Raw genomic sequence first — 19,146 nt, 5'->3', positions numbered from 1 at the left:
ATCAGGATTCCGGATGTCCGTTAATGGCAGCCTGCAGGTCACGGTACTCTTCACAGGACTGGCCGCAAATACCGGCAATCACTTTCAGTTGCTCTTTGGCCAGATCCGGACGTCCCTTGACCATCCACGCCTCGCCCAGGTATTCACGGGCTTTGGCATAATCCGGGGCGATAGCCAGCGCACGCTGGTAGTAACCGATACCTTCATCCGTACGACCCAGTTTGCGGGTGGCATACCCGCGATAGTTCCATGCTTCAGCCGTGTTGTTATTTTTTAGCGAATCAAGAAGGTTCAGCGCCGCCTGGTACTCGCCTTTTTTAGCAAGGTGATAGGCATAGTTGGTTTTGTCCTGATCGCTAAGGCTGCTGCTCTTATCGGGCACACATTTCTGAGTTGCACTGTCATACACCTGTCCGGACGGACAGTCGGGAGTTTTACTCTCGGTACTATTATCGCCCATCGCCAGCGCGAGAGGAGACAACAGGGAAAAAATCAGCACCGGGATCAAACGCACAGAGGTCGTGTTCATAAAAGGCTCCAGGGTGAATGGGAATGACGTCAGTAAACGCGTGAGCGATGCATTTTATTCATTCCCGGGCCCCTCTTTTTTTCTCAGAATCATGTTGACGTCGTATCCCCATTAAATGTTGAGCGGGATATTTTATCTTTACTCCCTGTTAGTTATTATTTTTCTCTCAGTAGCAGAATCCCGGCACCGCACAAGAATATATTTTTAATTAATTACCAACATAATATATGTTATATCAAAAACGTTACCCTAACTTAAACGCACATTAAGCTGGCATAAACAATAGCGTTTAACGCCATCCTATAAAAAGTCCCCTGCTAAATATTTATTCATGGCAAATGATAAAACACCGAAATTTACAAACAAATAAAAATACAATAAATACAACAATTTATATTTTTTAAATTATAATAGCCAGCTATGAATTAATGCCCCCTTCAACGCTTCACACAGTGTTTACAGATGCTTAATTTGCACATTCAGACTTTTCTGGCTATATCATTTTTATATCGTCAAAACCAATACCTCTATTAATTACAGGGTTTTATACAACACAAAAATACAAATAAACGACATGCTCTCTCATGAGTAATTAGATTCGCTCTGATGTTGCCACTCTGGATTATGGCGGGCATCGTTCGCTCTAAAAAAAATAACGGTGAGTGCTGCGTAAATAACAGCAACTCCGCCGGGGGCGTGCTTTACCTTCCGCAGAGATGGCGCATCTTGCACGCCGTTCACGACAACTCTGCTGGAGTAATACCTAAATGAGCCAAATCTCTGTTATATCGAAACTTACTGGCGTGGAAACTACCACGGAAGGCACACAGGTTACGCTGAGCCATTCCTCTATCGTTGAGCTTCATGTAGAGCGAGCCGATGTCTCCCACTTCGCCCGCAGTGGTAACGATCTGGTGGTCACGCTGCACTCTGGCGAGGTCATTACCCTGAAGAATTTCTACGTCACCGACGCGGAGGGGGTGAGTCAGCTGGTCCTGGAAGAGAGTGACGGTGCGCTGTGGTGGATTGAAGATCCTACCGGGGCTGCTACCTACGAATCTATCGCCTCCACGGACGTATTACTGGCGGCCTCAGGCGGTGATACCGGTGGCGCAGCCATCTGGCCATGGGTACTCGGTGGTCTTGCTGTCGCAGGCGGGATCGCTGTCGCGGCAAGCAGCGGCGGCGGAGGGGGTGGCGACGATGATGATGACAATACGAACCCCGGCACGCCGGGCAATCCTTCCGATCCGGATACCACACCGCCAAATGCGCCTTCCAACCTTCAATTCTCCTCAGATGGTAAAACTGTCACAGGTACTGCCGAACCCGGCAGTACGATTACGCTGAAAGACGCGGACGGCAATCTGGTCGGCACGGGTAAAACCGGTAGCGACGGCAAATTCACCATTGTTCTGGGCACACCGCTGACGAATGGCGAGCAACTTACCGCCACAGCAACCGACTCATCAGGCAATACCAGCCAGGCCGGCCATGTTACAGCACCGGATACCACCGCACCCGATGCGCCCGATATCGTAATTGTGAATGACGACGTTGGCGGAGAAACCGGACCGCTGACTAACGGTCAGCGTACCGATGATGCCCGCCCCACCTTCAGCGGCATCGGCGAAGCAGGCAGTACCATCACCCTGTACGATAATGGTCAGCCGATTGGCACGACCAAGGTTGATGCCAGCGGAAACTGGACCTTTACCCCGGGTACAAATCTCGCTAACGGAAGCCATTCCATTACCACCACCGCGACCGACGCGGCAGGTAACACCAGCCCAGCCTCCGGCGCCGTGACCTTTGTGGTGGATACCGTCGCCCCCACAGCGCCAGCCATCACGCTCGTGTCAGACGATACCAATCCGGTCACCGGCTCGGTCAGTAACGGTGGTAGCACCAACGATCAGCGACCACAGCTTACCGGCACCGCGGAAGCCGGATCTACGGTCACCATTTATGATGGCGGGATCGCGATTGGCACCGCTGTCGTTGCCAGCAACGGCACCTGGACGTTTACCCCTTCGATCAATCTCAGCGAAAGCACGCATCAGCTCACCGTCCGGGCAACCGACGCCGCCGGTAACACCGGACCGGCTTCCCCGGTGTTCACCGTTACCATCGATCTCACCGCACCAACTGCGCCAACCGCCATCGTGCTGAACGATGAAACGGGTGCCATCAAAGGCGCAATTACCTCTGGCCTGTTCACTGATGCCGCTAAACCTGTTCTTGCAGGGAGAGGAGAGCCCGGTGGGACAATTACGATTTTTGATAACGGCGTGCCCATTGCGACCGTTAAAGTTCAGCCCAACGGCACCTGGAGCATCACACCGGACAAACCGCTTTCGGAGGGGGCTCACTCTATAACGGTGCAGGTCACCGACGCTGCCGGGAACCAGAGTGGGTTGTCGCAGCCAATCAACTTCATTGTCGATACCACGCCGCCGGAAACGCCCGACATCACGCTTAATCCGGCAGGCACGCAGATTACCGGCACTGCCGAGCCAAACAGCAGCATTGTCATCACCAGCAGCGACGGCACCATAATTGGCCGGACGACAACGGACGGCAACGGCAACTTCGTTGCCACGTTAACGCCGGCGCAAACTAACGGCCAGCAGATCTCCGTGGTGGCGTCTGATGCTGCTGGTAACCAGAGCACACCTGCGACCGTCACGGCTACGGACACAACCCCTCCTGTCGCCCCCGGAAACCTTCAGGTGGCAGATAACGGCCAGAGCGTCAGCGGCACGGCGGAGCCAGGCAGCACCGTCACCATTAAAGATCCTAACGGCGCGGTCATCGGTGAAACCACCGCCAACAGCGATGGCACCTTTACGGCGGTTATTAGTCCTGCACAGACCAACGGTGAAGTGCTGACGGTCGTGGCAACCGACGGCAGCGGTAACGCCAGCCTGCCCGCTACAGCCGATGCACCAGATACCACGGCGCCACTGGCTCCGGATAACGTTGTTGTCTCAGATGACGGTACCAAAGTGACAGGTACCGCAGAGCCGGGCAGCACCGTGACCATCCGTGAAAATGGCGTCACGGTTGGCGAGGCGAAAGCCAATGACGACGGCAGCTTCACCGTCACGCTGACCCCACCAAAAGCCAACGGTGAAACCCTGACCGCAGATGCCACCGATCCCGCCGGCAATACCGGGCCAACAACCCCTGCCATTGCGCCGGATATTACCGCCGCGCAAACGCCGGTTATCGTTTCAGTGGACGACGATGCCTCTGCCACTACGGGCCCTGTCGCCCAGAACGGGCTCACTAATGACCGAACGCCAACCATAAACGGAACGGGCGAGCCTGGCACAACCATCACGCTCTCCAGCGGCGGCACGGTCATCGGCACGGTACTCGTTCCGGCATCTGGCGTATGGAGCATCACGCCATCCTCACCGCTTGCTGATGGCGGCCACGTGCTGACCGCAACGGCAGTTGACGCCGCCGGTAACCCAAGCGGGCCATCAAATGCCTGGAGTATCACTGTTGACGGTACCGCACCCGAAGTACCGGTAATTTCGCAAGTGGTGGACGATGTTCAGGGAAGTACAGGCGCGCTCACCGCAGGTGCCATTACGAACGATCCAACCCCGACACTCAACGGCACTGCCGAACCGGGCTCAACGGTCACTATTCGTCTGGACGGTGTTGATATCGGCACCGCGCTGGTCGGTAGCGGCGGCGCGTGGACATTTACGCCAGGCACACCGATTGGTAACGGTGAGCATACCCTGACCGCCGTCACCACCGACGCGGCAGGTAACATCAGCCTGCCGTCAGGCGGCTTCACCTTTACGGTCGATATCACCCCGCCACCGGCGGCGACCATCACAACCGTAACCGATGACGTCGGTGACGTTCAGGGCCCGCTCACCAGCGGCGACACCACGGATGACACGCAACCGTTGCTGCAGGGCAGCGCGCCGGCAGGTACGGTTATTACGCTTTATGATGGCAATACCCTGCTCGGTACCGCCACACTCGACGGTACCGGCGGCTGGAGCTTCACCCCTACCACCCCGCTCACCAACGGCTCGCACTCTCTGACAGTTCATGCGACCGATACCGCCGGGAATACGACCGTCTCCAGCCCGTTTGTGCTGGTGGTCGATACCGTGGCACCCGCCACGCCGGAGACGCCAGAAATCACCGTGAACCCTGACGGCGGCACAACAGAAACCCCGCTGAACCCGGGAGAGACCACCCGCGATACCACGCCGACGCTGAGCGGCACCGGCAATCCGGGCGATACCGTGACTATCTACAACGGCACCGACAAAATTGGTGACGCCGAGGTGGACAGCAACGGTAACTGGACATGGACACCGGATACCCCACTGGCCAACGGTACCTACGACATCACCCTGACCGTCACCAACAAGGACGGCGCGGGCAACGAAAGCGCCCCGTCCCAGCCGGTGACCATCACCATTGACACCGACCCGCCAGCTACGCCAGCAGCACCGGTGATTACGGACAGCGTCAGCCAGATAACCGGACCGGTTGCCGACGGGGAAACCACGAACGATCCGCGTCCGGTCCTGAGCGGCACCGGCACAGCGAACGATGTGGTTATTATTTATGACAGCATAAATGGTCAGCCTGCCACCGAAGTGGGTCGCGTCACCGTAGACAGCAACGGCAACTGGAGCTGGCGCCCTGACGCCAGCATTGATGAGGGAAGCCACGAATTTACCGCCACCGCCACCGACGAAGCCGGTAACGTTTCGGCGGCGTCACCGGGGATCACTATTACCGTTGATACCGTGGCACCTGATACGCCTGTCATTAGCGCCGTTGGCGGTAAGCCAGACGGTGGTGTTACCACGGATACTACCCCCGGTGTGGGCGGTACCGGCCCTGCGGGCGAAACGGTCATCGTTTATAACAATGGCGTTGAACTAGGACGCGTCGAAATCGGCAGCAATGGCGAGTGGTCTCTCGATCTTCCGACCCAGACTGATGGCCCACTCAACATCACCGTTGCGGCAGTCGATGCTGCGGGTAACGTCAGCGGCCTCAGCCCGGTCTTCACCGTCACCGTTGATACCACTGCGCCAGAAATCCCGCTGATTAACGCGGTGTCTGACAGCCAGCTCACAAGCAATGTGCTTTATACCCGTGATGGCACGCCGACCCTCACGGGCACCGGCGAACCGGGTACCACCATTATCGTCTCCATAGACGGTACAGCATCCACGGTGCCGGTAACGGTACAGCCGGACGGCAACTGGAGCTGGACCGCCGACAGCACGCTGGCGGAAGGCCCGCATACCTTCACCGTCTCCGCGGTCGATCCGGCCGGCAATACGTCCGGTAGCTCTGCACCGCTTAGCGTTAACGTCGATACTCTGGATCCGGCCGCTCCCGCGGTTACTGGCATAGCCGCTCAAGGTACTCCATTGACCGGCACCGCCGAAGCGGGGGCTACCATCACTGTAACCGATAACAATGGTAATGTTCTCGGTACAGGCGTAGCCACCGGTGGCACCTTCTCCATCGCGCTCAGCCCAGCCCAAACGGATGGCGCTGTGCTGACGGTGACCGCGACCGATGCCGCGGGCAACCTCAGTCCTGAGGCATCCTACACCGTCACCGGTACGCTGCCGAATCTTCCGGATGTGCCCATCATTACGGCGATTAACGATGATGAAACGCCTGTCACCGGCGACGTGAAAGACAAAACCACCAACGACATTACCCCGACACTCGTGGGTACGGCCGAAGCGGGCAGCATTATCACCATCTACCAGGACGGCATCGCGGTTCCGCTGATCAACGTGATTGCTGATGCGGACGGTAACTGGAGCTATACCCCACTGATTGCGCTGGGTGAAGGGCTGCACACCTTTGAAGTGACCGCGACAGTCGGGCTCTCGACCAGCGGCCGCTCGCCGGTTGCAACCGTCACCGTTGACCTCACTGCACCGGACACGCCGACCATTGGCTCAGTGATTGATGATGTCGGCCCTGGCACTGGTCAACTCACCAACGGGCAGACCACCAACGACAACCAGCCTACCCTTACCGGCTCCGGCACGGTGGGCGATACCATCTCCGTTTACAGCAACGGAACCCTGCTGGGTACCGCACTGGTCGGCAATACGGGGACCTGGGTCTTCACACCGCCCGCGCTGGCGGAGGGCAATAACGTTCTGACCATCCGCGAGACCGATCCCGCGGGCAATGAAAGTGGTCTGTCGACAGGCTTCACCATCGTCGTTGATACGGTTTCCACCACGCCAGCGATCACCAACGTAACGGATAATGTGGGCAATGCTGCAACCACGATTGTGAGCGGCGATCCGACTAATGACGCGACGCCAACCCTTTCGGGGACGGCGGAAGCGAACAGCGTGGTGAAAATTTTCGACGGCGGTACCCAGATTGCCGTGGTCACGGCTGACGGCACCGGTGCCTGGACATTCACCCCTGACACCGCGCTCAGCGAAGGGCCTCACGCCTTCACCGTTACCGCCACCGACCCACAGGGCAACGTCAGCCAGGTGTCTAACGGCTGGAACGTCGTGGTTGACCTGACGGCGCCAACGGTTCCAACGCTGGATACGGTTAACGACAATGCCCCTGGCGGCGTGACCGGCAACCTGACCAGCGGGCAAGTCACCAACGACACCACCCCGACGATCGGCGGCACCGGACAACCGGGTAGTACAATCCATATCATGAATAACGGTACGCAAATTGGCCTTGCGACCGTCGACGGAAGTGGTAACTGGACCTTTACCCCGAGCACGCCGCTGGGTGACGGCAACTATCTCCTTCGCGCCTACGCCACCGATGCGACAGGCAATGCGTCAGCAAACTCGTCGGTCTTTGCCTTTACCGTGGATGCAGCAGGCCCTGCTGCGCCACTGGTCAGCAGTGTGATTGACGACGTCGGCCCGGTCACCGGTACGCTCACTACCGGCAACAGCACCAACGACGCGCGTCCGACCTTCAACGGTACGGGCGAAGTGGGTGCCACAGTGCATATCATTGTGGATGGCAACGAGATTGGCACCGCGGTGGTTAATGCTCAGGGGAACTGGACCTACACGCCTGACACCGCCCTGAGTGACGGGCCTCATGCCATCACCTTCAATGCCACCGATGCGGCTGGCAACACCGGCAGCACGACGGCACCGTTTAACCTGACAGTGGATACGGCACCACCGGCGGCACCGGCCATCACGACCGCGGGAGACAACGCAGGCAGCGTACAGACGCCGCTGACTTCCGGGCAAAGTACCGACGACACCACGCCAACGTTGACGGGCACCGCGGCAGCCAACGCCACGGTGACCATCTATGAGAACGGACAGCCGGTCGGCACCGCGCTGGCGGATGGCACCGGAGCATGGAGCTTTACGCCGTCATCAGCGCTGAGCAATGGCAGTCATACCTGGACCGCGACCGCGACCGACGCGGCGGGGAACGTCAGCCCGGCGTCGCCTGGCTTTACGCTGGTTGTTGATACCAGCGCACCCAATGCGCCGGTTATCAGCCAGGCCGTTGACGATGCGGGCAGCATCACCGGCCCGCTCAGTTCAGGGCAGACGACCGACGACACCGTGCCGCGGCTTGTCGGGACCAGTGAGCCGTTTGCGACTGTGAATATCTACGAAGGCACAACGCTTGTCGGAACGGGCACCGCGGATGCCAGTGGCAACTGGAGTATCTTGCTCACGACCACCTTAGCCACGGGCGCGCACAGCTTCACCGCGCAGGCCACGGATGCAGCGGGTAATACCAGCGTTTCGTCAGCGGCCTTTAGCCTGACTATCGACACGACGCCGCCAGCCCTGCCGGTGCTGAGCAGCATTGTGGATGATGTGGGCAATGCGGCTACGCCGATTGCCAATGGCGGATTGACTAACGACGCGCAGCCTACCCTCACGGGTACGGCGGAAGCGGGCGCCACGGTGAAAATTTTCGATAACGGCGTCCAGATTGGTAGCGCGGTCGCGACAGGCGGGGCATGGAGCTTTACCCCTTCTCCGGCGCTGAGCAACGGGTCACACAGCCTGACCTTTACCGCCACCGATGCCGCGGGCAATACCAGCGCCCCGACCACCGCCTATGTGATCAACGTGGATGCCGCCGCGCCAGCTGCGCCGGTCATCAGTGCGGTTGTCGATGATGTCGGCAGCATCACCGGACCGGTAACCGGCAATAACCCGACTAATGACGCGCGTCCAGCGCTGAACGGGACCGCCGAAGCCAACGCGACGGTGCGCATCTATGACGGCACGACGCTTGTCGGCACGGTCACCGCCGATGCGAACGGCAACTGGACGCTACCGCAAACCACCACCACACTGACGGAAGGCACGCATAACTTCACCGCCACCGCCACCGATGCCGCGGGCAACACCAGTACGCCATCGGCCACCACCACCATTACCGTGGATCTGACTGCACCGAACGTGCCGGCAAGCCTTGCCGTGATCACCAACGGTACGCACGTCACCGGGACCGCCGAAGCGGGTAGCACCGTTACCATCACCACCAGTACCGGAACAGTACTCGGTACCGCGACGGCTGACGGCAGCGGAAACTTTAACGCGACAATCACGCCGGCCCAAACCAACGGTGAATCACTGCTGGTCTATGCCACCGATAAGGCGGGTAACGCAGGTGTCAGCACGTCGGTGATTGCCCCTGCGACGCCGGTGCCGAACGCACCGCTTATCACCACCATCAACGATAACGTCGGCACCGTCACCGGTAACCTGACCAACGGTAAAACCACTGACGACACCACGCCAACCCTGAGTGGTACAGCCCTGCCAGGCACCACCGTCACGCTGTATAACAACGGCGTGTCGATGGGAACGGCAGTGGCAGATAGTTCAGGCAACTGGACCTTCACCACCCCGGCGTTAAGCGAAGGCTCTCACGCCTTTACCGCCACGGCGACGAACAGTTCGGGCACCAGCCCGGTCTCTTCCGCCACCAGCGTGATTGTCGATCTGACGGCACCAACGGCCCCAACCGGAACCTTTAACGCTGACGGTAGCGTATTGACCGGTAACGCGGAGGCAGGCAGCACCGTCTCTATCCGTCTTGGCGATGGCAGCACGGTGACCACAATCGCGGGCAGCAACGGCACCTACAGCTATACCTTCCTCAATAAACAGACGGAAGGTCAGACGCTGCAGATCACCGCCACCGATGCCGCAGGTAATACGTCGCAGCCCGGCTCAGCCCTCGCACCGGTCGTCCCGCTCTCCGCCAGCAATAACGTCGAAGAGCTGGATATCAGCACCACGGCCACCGTCACCAACAGCCAGTACAGTGATTATGGCTTCCTGCTGGTGGGTGCCGTAGGCAACGTCCTCACGTTGCTGGGTAATGATACTGCCCAGGTGGACTTCACGGTGGGCAGCGGCGGCAATGCGGATATTGTGGTGAACGCCAATGCCACGGGTGCGGTGCTCTCCCTGCTCAATACCCTTGAGCTGGTGGTACAGCGCTGGGACAGCGTCAACGGTACCTGGACTACCGTGGTGGATACCGGACAACCCCAGTTTGCCGATCTGCTGACCCTCGGGGCTACCGGCGTATCGCTGAACCTGACCGGGCTGGCGAACGGCGACTACCGGGTGCTGAGCTATAACACTAACCTGCTGGCGACCGGCTCCTACACCAGCCTCGATGTGGCGGTGAAAGAAACCAGCGCCGGTACCGTGACGGGCGACACCAGCCTGAACGGTAACGTAATTCTCGACGCCGACCCGACCGCGGGCAGCGACAACGCCCCGGCAGGCACCACGGTCTCTGCTGTCACCAACGCGCTGGGTGTCACCACCAGCGTGAACGCCGACGGCACGGTTGTTCAGGGCCAGTACGGTACGCTGACCATTAACCGCGATGGCAGCTACACCTACAACCTGACCGACACCAGCGCCTCGGTCGTAGGCCGGACAGAGAGCTTCACCTACACCATCACCCATAACGGCGTCAGCGCGTCGGCGAACCTGGTACTGTCGCTGGGTGCCGGTACTACCGCTAACGGTATTGTGGCGGTAGATGACACGGCCTCGCTGACCTTTGACACCTCGGTCCATGAAATCAATAACGGCACCTCGTCGCAGGGCGGCTTTACCGTGGTGGGGATCAATCTCGGCAACACGCTGGGGCTGAACCTGCTGGACGATCTGAGCAATCCGATCATCTATAACGTGGAGGAAGGTACCACCCGCACCATGACCATTCAGGCTTCCGTGGGCGGTGTGGCGCTGGCGTCGGTATTCGACCTGTATGTCTACAAGTTCAATAACGCGACGCAGACCTTCGAGCAGATGCGCGTCGAACCGGGCTGGCTGCGTGCGCCGTTGCTGGGCGGTACCTCGTCTCAGCTGACGCTGAACCTGCCTGCCGGGGAGTACCTCTTCCTGCTGAATACGGCTGCAGGGATCACCGCCCTGACCGCCTACACGCTGAACGTGCTGGAAGATCATGTCTACAGCGTGTCGAGCGTGGGCGAGACCACCACCGGAGATGTGCTGGATAACGATGTCGCAACCGGCGCGGTGGTATCAGAAGTGAACGGCGTGGCGGTGAACAGCAGCGGCCTGACCGACATCCAGGGGGAATACGGCACGCTGAGCATCAATGCGTCCGGACAGTACACCTACACCCTGAAAGCCGGTGTGGGTGCTGACGCGATCAGTACGCCGGATACGTTCGTCTATACCATCACCGCACCAAATGGGGCGAAGGATACGGCATCGCTCAACATCACCCCAACCGCGCGGGCGATGGATGCGGTCAACGATGTCAGTACCGCGATGGACGTCACCTCAGTGCATCACACGACGACCTACTCGGATACCACCGTCGGGACGGCCAGCTGGACAACCGCGCTGCTGTCATCAACCCAGGGCAGCGGGAGCGGAACCTTCGTGGTGGATCCGAACACCGCGCTGCATAACGTGTCGCTGCACTTTAACGTGGCATCGCTGCTGGCATTGGGCGGCCTGACGGTGAACTGGTCAATCAGTGACGGTTCGAATGTTGTTCGCAGCGGCTCCTTCAGCGGCGGTTCGCTGTTGGGCGGCAATATCGACATCGCGCTCTCCGGGCTGGATCTGAATGCCGGAACCTATACGCTGAGCTATACCGGTAGCGTACCGGGGCTCAGCGTGGGGAACATTACCATTACCCCAAGCGTGAACGGCACCACCTACTCGCTGACCCAGTTCGACTCTACCAGCGGCCACACCGTTGACGGCAACATCTTCGATGGCACCGACTCTGCCGGGGCGATGGATCAGTTGCACTCAGTGGATACCCGCCTCAGCGTGACCGGCTACAACGGCGTGACCACCACGCTGGATCCGTACACCGGCAGCGCAACGGTCAACGTCGTCGGCCATTACGGCACGCTGGCAATTGCTGCGGACGGCCACTACACCTACACCCTCAACACCGGGGTGTCGCTCTCAACCATCACCTCGAAGGAGACCTTCAACTACACCCTGACAGATGCCGACGGGAAAACAGACAGTGCCACGCTGACCATCAATATGGCGCCGCAGTTCATCAGCTCGGAACATAACGACGTCATTACCGGCACCGCCTACGGCGACACCCTGATTTACCAGGTGCTGAACGCCACCGCAGGCAACGCCACCGCGGGCAACGTCAGCAGCACTGCCGGCGATCACTGGACCAACTTCTCGCTCACGCAGGGGGACAAAATCGATATCGGCGATCTGCTGGTGGGCTGGAACGGGAGCAGCTCAACGCTCGGTAATTATCTGCATGTTACTAATAGTAATGGCAATACCGTGATCTCCATCGACCGTGATGGTTCAGGGAGCACCTACACTAATACGACGCTCGTGACGCTGGATAACGTCCAGACCACCTACGACGAGTTAGTGAACCAGCAACACATCGTTACCTGATAGCACCTGCACAAATGACCCGGGCGCACAGCGCCCGGGCATAAACAATAAAGCAGTACATTTTTATTAGGGATAAGACATGGGAATGAAGATGCCTTACTGGTGGCTCTCGTGCTGCCTGATATCTGTGCCCGCCCTCTCCGCGACGCCGGCGGCGATGATCAATACCGGACAACTCCGTGAAACGCAGGAACTCCCCTCTCTGAATGGCCGCGTGGCGCCTGTCGTCGGCAAGGCTGCCCCCGGCACGCTGCAGCTTGGCGAAGCCGTCAACCGCGCCGTCACCTGGCACCCGGCCATCAGTGAAGCCGTGGGGAAACTCTACCAACAAAGCGAAGAGGTGGACGTCGCCAAATCGAAATACTATCCGCAAATTAATGCCGGCATGGATAACGGTTATACCCATGATGGCGACGATAATGGCTTTACTCCGTCGCTGGTGCTCTCCCTCTCACAAATGCTGTACGACTTTGGCAAGGTGGCAAGCCAGGTGCGTGCAGAAAGTGCCGGCGTCGCCCAGCAGCAGGCCAACGTGCTGGTCAGCATCGACACTATCGCTCACGATACCGCCATCGCGATGGTGCAGGTGCAAACCTGGCAGCAAATGGTCGACACCGCCAAAGAGCAGCTTGAGGCGCTCTCCTCGATTGGTACCCTCACCCGCCAGCGTAATGACGAAGGCGCCACCTCACTCTCTGACGTGGTGCAGACCGATGCACGTATCGAAGGCGCGCGCGCCCAGTTGATGCAGTACCAGGCCAGCCTCGACAGCGCCCGTGCTACTTTGATGAGCTTCCTTGGCTGGAACACCCTCAACACGATCAGCAACGATTTTCCACAAAAGCTGGCCCGCAGCTGCGACATTGCCGAGCCGGACGATCGCCTGGTCCCGGCAGTATTAGCCGCCTGGGCGCAGGCTAACGTTGCCCAGGCCAATCTCGACTACGCCGACGCCCAGATGACACCGACCGTCTCGCTGGAGCCGGAGGTGCGCCACTACCTGAACGAACGCTATGCGGGTAACGAAACGCGGGATCGCACCCAATACTCTGCATGGGTGAAAGTGCAGATGCCGCTCTATCAGGGCGGCGGCCTCACCGCCCGGCGTAATGCCGCAGGCCACGCGGTAGAAGCCGCACAGTCCACCATTCAGCGTACCCGCCTCGAGGTACGCCAGAAGCTGCTGGAGTCGCGCAGCCAGGTATTAAGCCTGCTGAGCACGCTGTAGATTCAGGGCCGTCAGGAGGCGCTCAGCGCCCGCACCCGTGAACTCTATCAGCAGCAATATCTGGATCTGGGTTCTCGCCCGCTGCTCGATGTGCTTAACGCCGAGCAGGAGGTCTATCAGGCGCGTTTTACCCAGCAGCAGACCCTCGGACAGTTGCACCAGCTGCAGCTCAACTGCCTCTATAACACCGGGCAATTGCGTCACGCGTTCGATCTTGATAACCGCACCCATCCAGACCGTGGAGATCCAGCCATGAAGCAACGCGATATCCCGCAAGGTGAGACCATGACGGATGAGGCCCTGGCGCAGTGGGCGCAGGCCTTTGGTTTTGTCGCCACGCGCTACCGCGTCGCCTGCTCCCCCGGTGCGCTGCTCGCGGGCGCGCCGTGGCTAAAAGGCAAACCGATGGTGCCCGCACTGACTCAGCTGGCCCGTGAAGCAGGGCTGTCGTTTCAGCTGCTGACGGCGGATCAGCAGGCGATCAACAGCTGGCGTCTGCCGGTCGTGGCGGCAATGAACGACGGCAGGATCGGCGTGATCGAACATTTCGATGGCGACGATACGCTGGAGGTCAGCTTTTTCGACGATCAGACCTACACCAACCGGCTTTCGATGACCGCCATGCTGCCCGCCATCCGCCACGTCATTGCCCTGCGCCCACTGGCCGCGCTGAAAGACAGCCGCGTGGATGCCTATATTTCGAAATACCGTCCGGACTGGCTTTACCGGCTGGTGATGCGCGACTTGCGCCCCTACAGCTGGGTAATGCTCGCCGCGCTGTTCATTAACGTCCTGTCCCTGTCGGGGATTGTCTTTTCCATGCAGGTGTATGACCGGGTGATCCCCGCGCAGTCCTACCCGACGCTGTATGTCCTGACCATCGGCGTGCTGATCGCCACCCTGTTTGGCTTTGTGCTACGCGTGGCACGCGGGCACATTATGGATCTGCTGGGCAAACGCTCCGATCTGCGCGTATCGGATCGGGTCTTCGGTCACGCCCTGCGGCTGCGCAACAGCGCCATTCCTCGCTCGACCGGCAGCTTTATCTCCCAGCTACGCGAGCTGGAGCAGATCCGCGAGATGGTCACCTCCTCCACCATCTCCACAATTGTCGATCTGCCCTTCTTTTTCCTGTTCGTGGTGGTGCTGGCGATCATCGCTCCCCAACTGGCGTGGATCGCACCGGTCGCCGCGGTGATCATGGTCCTGCCCGGTCTGCTGCTGCAGAAAAAGCTGGCAGAGCTGGCGAAGCAGTCGGCGCATGAATCCACCCTGCGCAACGCCGTGCTGGTGGAGAGCGTGCAGGGGCTGGAGGACATAAAGCTGATGCAGGCGGAAAACCGCTTTTTGCAGCAGTGGAACAGCTACATCCAGATCACCGCTGAATCTGGCCTGCGCACCCGTGAACTGACCCAGAATCTGATCAGCTGGGGAATGACGATTCAGAGCCTGGTCTATGCCGGGGTGATCGTGGTCGGTGCGCCGATGGTGATCGACGGCACGCTGACGACCGGTTCGGTGGTCGCCGCCTCGATGCTGGCCTCGCGCATGATCGCTCCGATGGCTACCCTGTGCGGCGTGCTGGCGCGCTGGCAGCAGGTCAAAGCGGCGAAAGAGGGACTGGACAGCATTATGCAGCTCCCCACAGAAAACCAGCGTGAGGAGACGCCGATCCGCCAGGACGTACTGCGCGGTCACTATCTTTTCGAGCAGGCACAGTTCCGCTATCACCCGGAAGATCCGCGCATGGCCCTGCGCATTAACCGTCTGGAGATTAAGCCAGGTGAAAAAGTGGCGATCCTCGGGCGTAACGGCGCCGGAAAATCGACCCTGCTGCAGGCGATGGCGGGCGGAATGGATCTCGCCGGCGGTGAATTGCGGCTCGATAACTTCAGCCTCCCGCACCTCGATGTCGCCGATGTCCGGCGTAACGTCGGCTTTATGACCCAGAACGCCCGGCTCTTTTACGGCACCCTGCGCGAAAACATCACCCTCGGCATGCCGCGCGCCACCGATGAGGAGATTTTCGAGGTGCTGGAGTTAACCGGCGCTGCGGGCTTTGTGCAGAAACTGCCGAAGGGTTTGGACTACCCAATTATGGAGAACGGCGTGGGGTTATCCGGCGGCCAGCGGCAATCCATTCTGCTGGCGCGCATGCTGCTTCGCGACCCCAATATTGTGCTGATGGATGAACCGACTGCGTCGCTCGATGAGCACACCGAGCGGGAATTTATCCAGCGTCTGAGCGCCTGGCTTGGCAACCGCACCCTGATTGTCGCCACGCATCGCGTGCCGGTGCTGGAACTGGTGGAGCGCGTCGTGGTGCTCAAAGAGGGAATGCTGGTGATGGACGCGCCGAAAGCACAGGCACTGAACAACAGCCGCATGCAGCAGCAACAGCAGCAGGCAGCAACCGGACGGGAGTGGAAAAATGAAAATCAGTCAGCGTGACGTCGCCGCAATGGACGACCTGGACAATGCGCTCGACTCCGAAAGCGGCTACACCGGTGCGCGGCGGATTGTTATCTTCTCTTTACTGATGTTCGTGGTACTTGGCGTCTGGGCGTGGTTTGGCGTGCTGGATGAAGTCTCAACCGGCACGGGCAAAGTGATCCCCAGTTCGCGCGAGCAGGTTTTACAGTCGCTCGACGGGGGGATCCTCACCGAGCTGAACGTCCATGAGGGTGACCAGGTGCAGGCCGGACAAGTGCTGGCGCGGCTCGATCCCACGCGTTCAGAATCTAACGTTGGTGAAAGCGCGGCGCGCTACCGTGCCTCGCTGGCCTCCAGCGTGCGACTGTACGCCGAGGTAAACGATCTGCCGCTGAAATTTCCCCCTTCGCTGGCGAAGTGGACCGATCTGACCGCCGCCGAAACCCGGCTCTATAACTCACGCCGTGCGCAGCTGGAAGATACCCAGCGGGAGCTGCGTGCGGCATTGGATCTTGCGAATAAGGAGCTGGCGATCACTCAGCGTCTGGTGAAAACCGGCGCCGCCAGCCACGTGGAGGTACTGCGCCTGCAGCGGCAGAAAAGCGATCTGGAGCTGAAACTCACCGACGTGCGATCCCAGTACTATGTTCAGGCCCGCGAGGCGTTATCCAAGGCCAACGCTGAAGTGGATATGGTCTCGGCGATCCTCAAAGGCCGCGAGGATTCAGTGACCCGCTTAACGGTGAAATCTCCGGTGCGCGGGATCGTGAAAAACATCAAAGTCACCACCATCGGTGGCGTCATCCCGCCTAACGGCGAGCTGATGGAGATTGTACCGGTGGACGATCACCTGCTGATCGAAACCCGTCTCTCCCCGCGCGATATCGCCTTTATCCACCCGAATCAGGAAGCGCTGGTAAAAATCACCGCCTACGATTACGCCATTTATGGCGGGCTGCACGGCGTGGTTGAAACCATTTCGCCGGACACTATTCAGGACGAAGCCAAGCCGGAGGTGTTCTATTACCGGGTATTTATCCGCACCAGCCAGGATTACCTGGTGAATAAAGCAGGCAGGCACTTCTCAATCGTGCCGGGGATGATTGCGACGGTGGACATTAAAACCGGTGAGAAAACGGTGCTGGATTACATGATCAAGCCGTTCAACCGGGCGAAAGAGGCGCTGCGAGAGCGCTAATCACTGGCGGTTTGTTTCTCCGGCCCTCTCCTCGTGGAAGAGGGCCGGAGTCATGGCATCCATAACCCGCAACAATACCGCTTAAGCCAGCGGCGAAAGTCTGACCTCGTTTACCTCTTCCCTTTCCGCCTTCTGTTAAAATAGCCCAAACTCATTTTTCAGGAAGAAACCATGCGTCAACGAACTATTGTCTGCCCCATCATTCAGAACGACGGGGCGTATCTGCTGTGCAAAATGGCCGATGACCGCGGCGTATTTCCCGGCCAGTGGGCGTTATCGGGCGGCGGGATGGAGCCGGGAGAAACCATGGAGCAGGCGCTGCGCCGTGAAATTCGCGAAGAGCTGGGCGACGCGCTGGAGATCACGGAGGTCAAACCCTGGGCGTTTCGCGACGACATTCGGGTGAAAACCTATGCCGATGGCACCACGGAAGAGATTTATATGATTTACCTGATTTTCGACTGCATCAGCGCAAATCGGCAGGTAACGTTTAACGACGAGTTTCAGGAGGTTGCCTGGGTTCGCCCGGAAGCACTTAAAGCACTGGATCTGAACGAAGCCACGCGCATTACCTTCGCACAGAAGGGGCTTCTTTAAGCGCCCACTGCCCGGGCGTTTTGCCGGTAAAGGCCCTGAAAACCTCAATAAACGCGCTGATACTGTTGTAGCCGCACGACAGCGCGATCCAGCCAACCGGTTTACCTGCTGCCAGCCACTCCATTGCCCGCATGACGCGGGCAAGTTGCCGCCAGTTAACAACGTTCATTCCCGTTTCCGCGCTAAACCGACGGTGGAATGTCCGCACGCTCATTCCCGCAAGGGAGGCATAGTGCTCAACCGTCTGGTTGTCGTCCACACGTTGCATCAGATGGCTGGCTACCTTCTTTAATCGGGGATCGGCTGGCATGGGCAGCAGATAGCGCACCTGACGGCCCCGCGCCAGTTCATCCAGCAGCAGGGTGAGCTTTCGCGGATCGTACCCGCTTCCTTCAGCGTTTAAGCGTGAAAACAGCGCGCTGGTGAGCTCGTCGGGTTCGAAAAGCGTCGTTTCACCGGGCAGCGCGTCACACCCTGCGGGATCCAGATAGATCGCACGACCGTCAATCGCACTTCCGGAAAAGGCAGCATGCTCCTGACCAGGCGGGATCCAGCCGATATGTTGCGCCGGTACAACCGAACGCCCAGACGCTGTTTCGACAACCAGCAGACCCGTCGTAATCCGCCAGAGCTGACCGGCCTGATGGCTGTGCCACGGCGTATGGTATCCACCTGAATGCAAAAGTGTCTCGAAGCTGACCACGTTATTTGGCCGAAAATCGTTATTCATTGGCTTATTACAGAAACTACGTCTCTGTCTGTCAAGGATAATGGCGGCTCAACGCAACGAGGAATCACCATGAACATCATCACCCGCCTGATTACCCAGTCTGACAATGCTATTTTGCGTGAGGAAATGTCCCGTTTACTGACCGGCCTGTTTAAAGGCGAAATTGATCCGAAAGACGTTTTTTCGCCAGAGTATCAGCAGATCACGGACGGTCACTCTCTTGATTATTCTGGCTTTATTCAGCACCTGGAGCACGTGCGTTCGCAGATCCGCGATATCGCCTTCCGCGTGGAACAGATAGGGTGTCATGACACACTGCTGGCTGACCGGCATATCGTGACCGTCACGTATCCCGAAGGCCATCAGGCTGAAATAGAGGTTTATATGTTTGCCACGCTGTGCGCAGGAAAAATCTGCCGGATCCACGAAGTCACGCGAGTAGCCAACGGTGAAGCTTCTGCTCGCGCGCTGGCCCATGCAACGGGCTAA

The 19,146-nt window shown here is 59.1% G+C and carries 7 protein-coding genes and 1 pseudogene; 6 read left to right on the top strand and 2 right to left on the bottom strand.

Annotated elements, in window-relative coordinates; translation table 11 throughout:
- Position 1: 1 nt before the first annotated feature.
- Positions 2–529, bottom strand: coding sequence for a tetratricopeptide repeat protein (locus tag QE396_RS22325; protein WP_032678808.1), 528 nt, complete (start codon positions 527–529; stop codon positions 2–4).
- A gap of 767 nt (positions 530–1,296) precedes the next feature.
- Here QE396_RS22325 and QE396_RS22320 point away from each other — a divergent pair.
- From QE396_RS22320 to nudI, 5 genes and pseudogenes are all read left to right on the top strand, one after another.
- Positions 1,297–12,471, top strand: coding sequence for a BapA/Bap/LapF family large adhesin (locus QE396_RS22320; RefSeq protein WP_309952510.1), 11,175 nt, complete (start codon positions 1,297–1,299; stop codon positions 12,469–12,471).
- A 79-nt stretch (positions 12,472–12,550) separates the two neighbouring features.
- A pseudogene (locus QE396_RS22315) lies at positions 12,551–13,955 on the top strand (TolC family outer membrane protein).
- Complete coding sequence (locus QE396_RS22310; protein WP_047356649.1) at positions 13,952–16,150, top strand: type I secretion system permease/ATPase; 2,199 nt, start codon at positions 13,952–13,954, stop codon at positions 16,148–16,150. Before QE396_RS22315 ends, QE396_RS22310 begins: the two are co-directional and overlap by 4 nt.
- Positions 16,151–16,160: 10 nt before the next feature.
- A complete protein-coding gene (locus QE396_RS22305) occupies positions 16,161–17,330 on the top strand; it encodes an HlyD family efflux transporter periplasmic adaptor subunit (protein ID WP_086462978.1) in 1,170 nt (389 codons plus the stop codon).
- Positions 17,331–17,501: 171 nt separating this feature from the next.
- Positions 17,502–17,927, top strand: coding sequence for a nucleoside triphosphatase NudI (gene nudI / locus QE396_RS22300; RefSeq protein ID WP_044868767.1), 426 nt, complete (start codon positions 17,502–17,504; stop codon positions 17,925–17,927).
- Here nudI and QE396_RS22295 read toward each other — a convergent pair.
- Entirely contained in the window at positions 17,899–18,657 is a 759-nt protein-coding gene (locus tag QE396_RS22295; RefSeq protein WP_309952507.1) for a helix-turn-helix transcriptional regulator, read from the bottom strand. The two genes, nudI and QE396_RS22295, sit on opposite strands and share 29 nt — an antisense overlap.
- 69 nt (positions 18,658–18,726) lie before the next feature.
- On the opposite strand from QE396_RS22295, the gene QE396_RS22290 reads away from it, so the two are divergent.
- Positions 18,727–19,146, top strand: coding sequence for a hypothetical protein (locus tag QE396_RS22290; RefSeq protein WP_020883886.1), 420 nt, complete (start codon positions 18,727–18,729; stop codon positions 19,144–19,146).

Source organism: Enterobacter sp. SORGH_AS_0287 (genome assembly GCF_031453695.1).
Taxonomy (GTDB): domain Bacteria; phylum Pseudomonadota; class Gammaproteobacteria; order Enterobacterales; family Enterobacteriaceae; genus Enterobacter; species Enterobacter ludwigii.
Note: the sequence above shows the minus strand (reverse complement) of the source record. Positions and strands in the feature narration are given on the sequence as shown.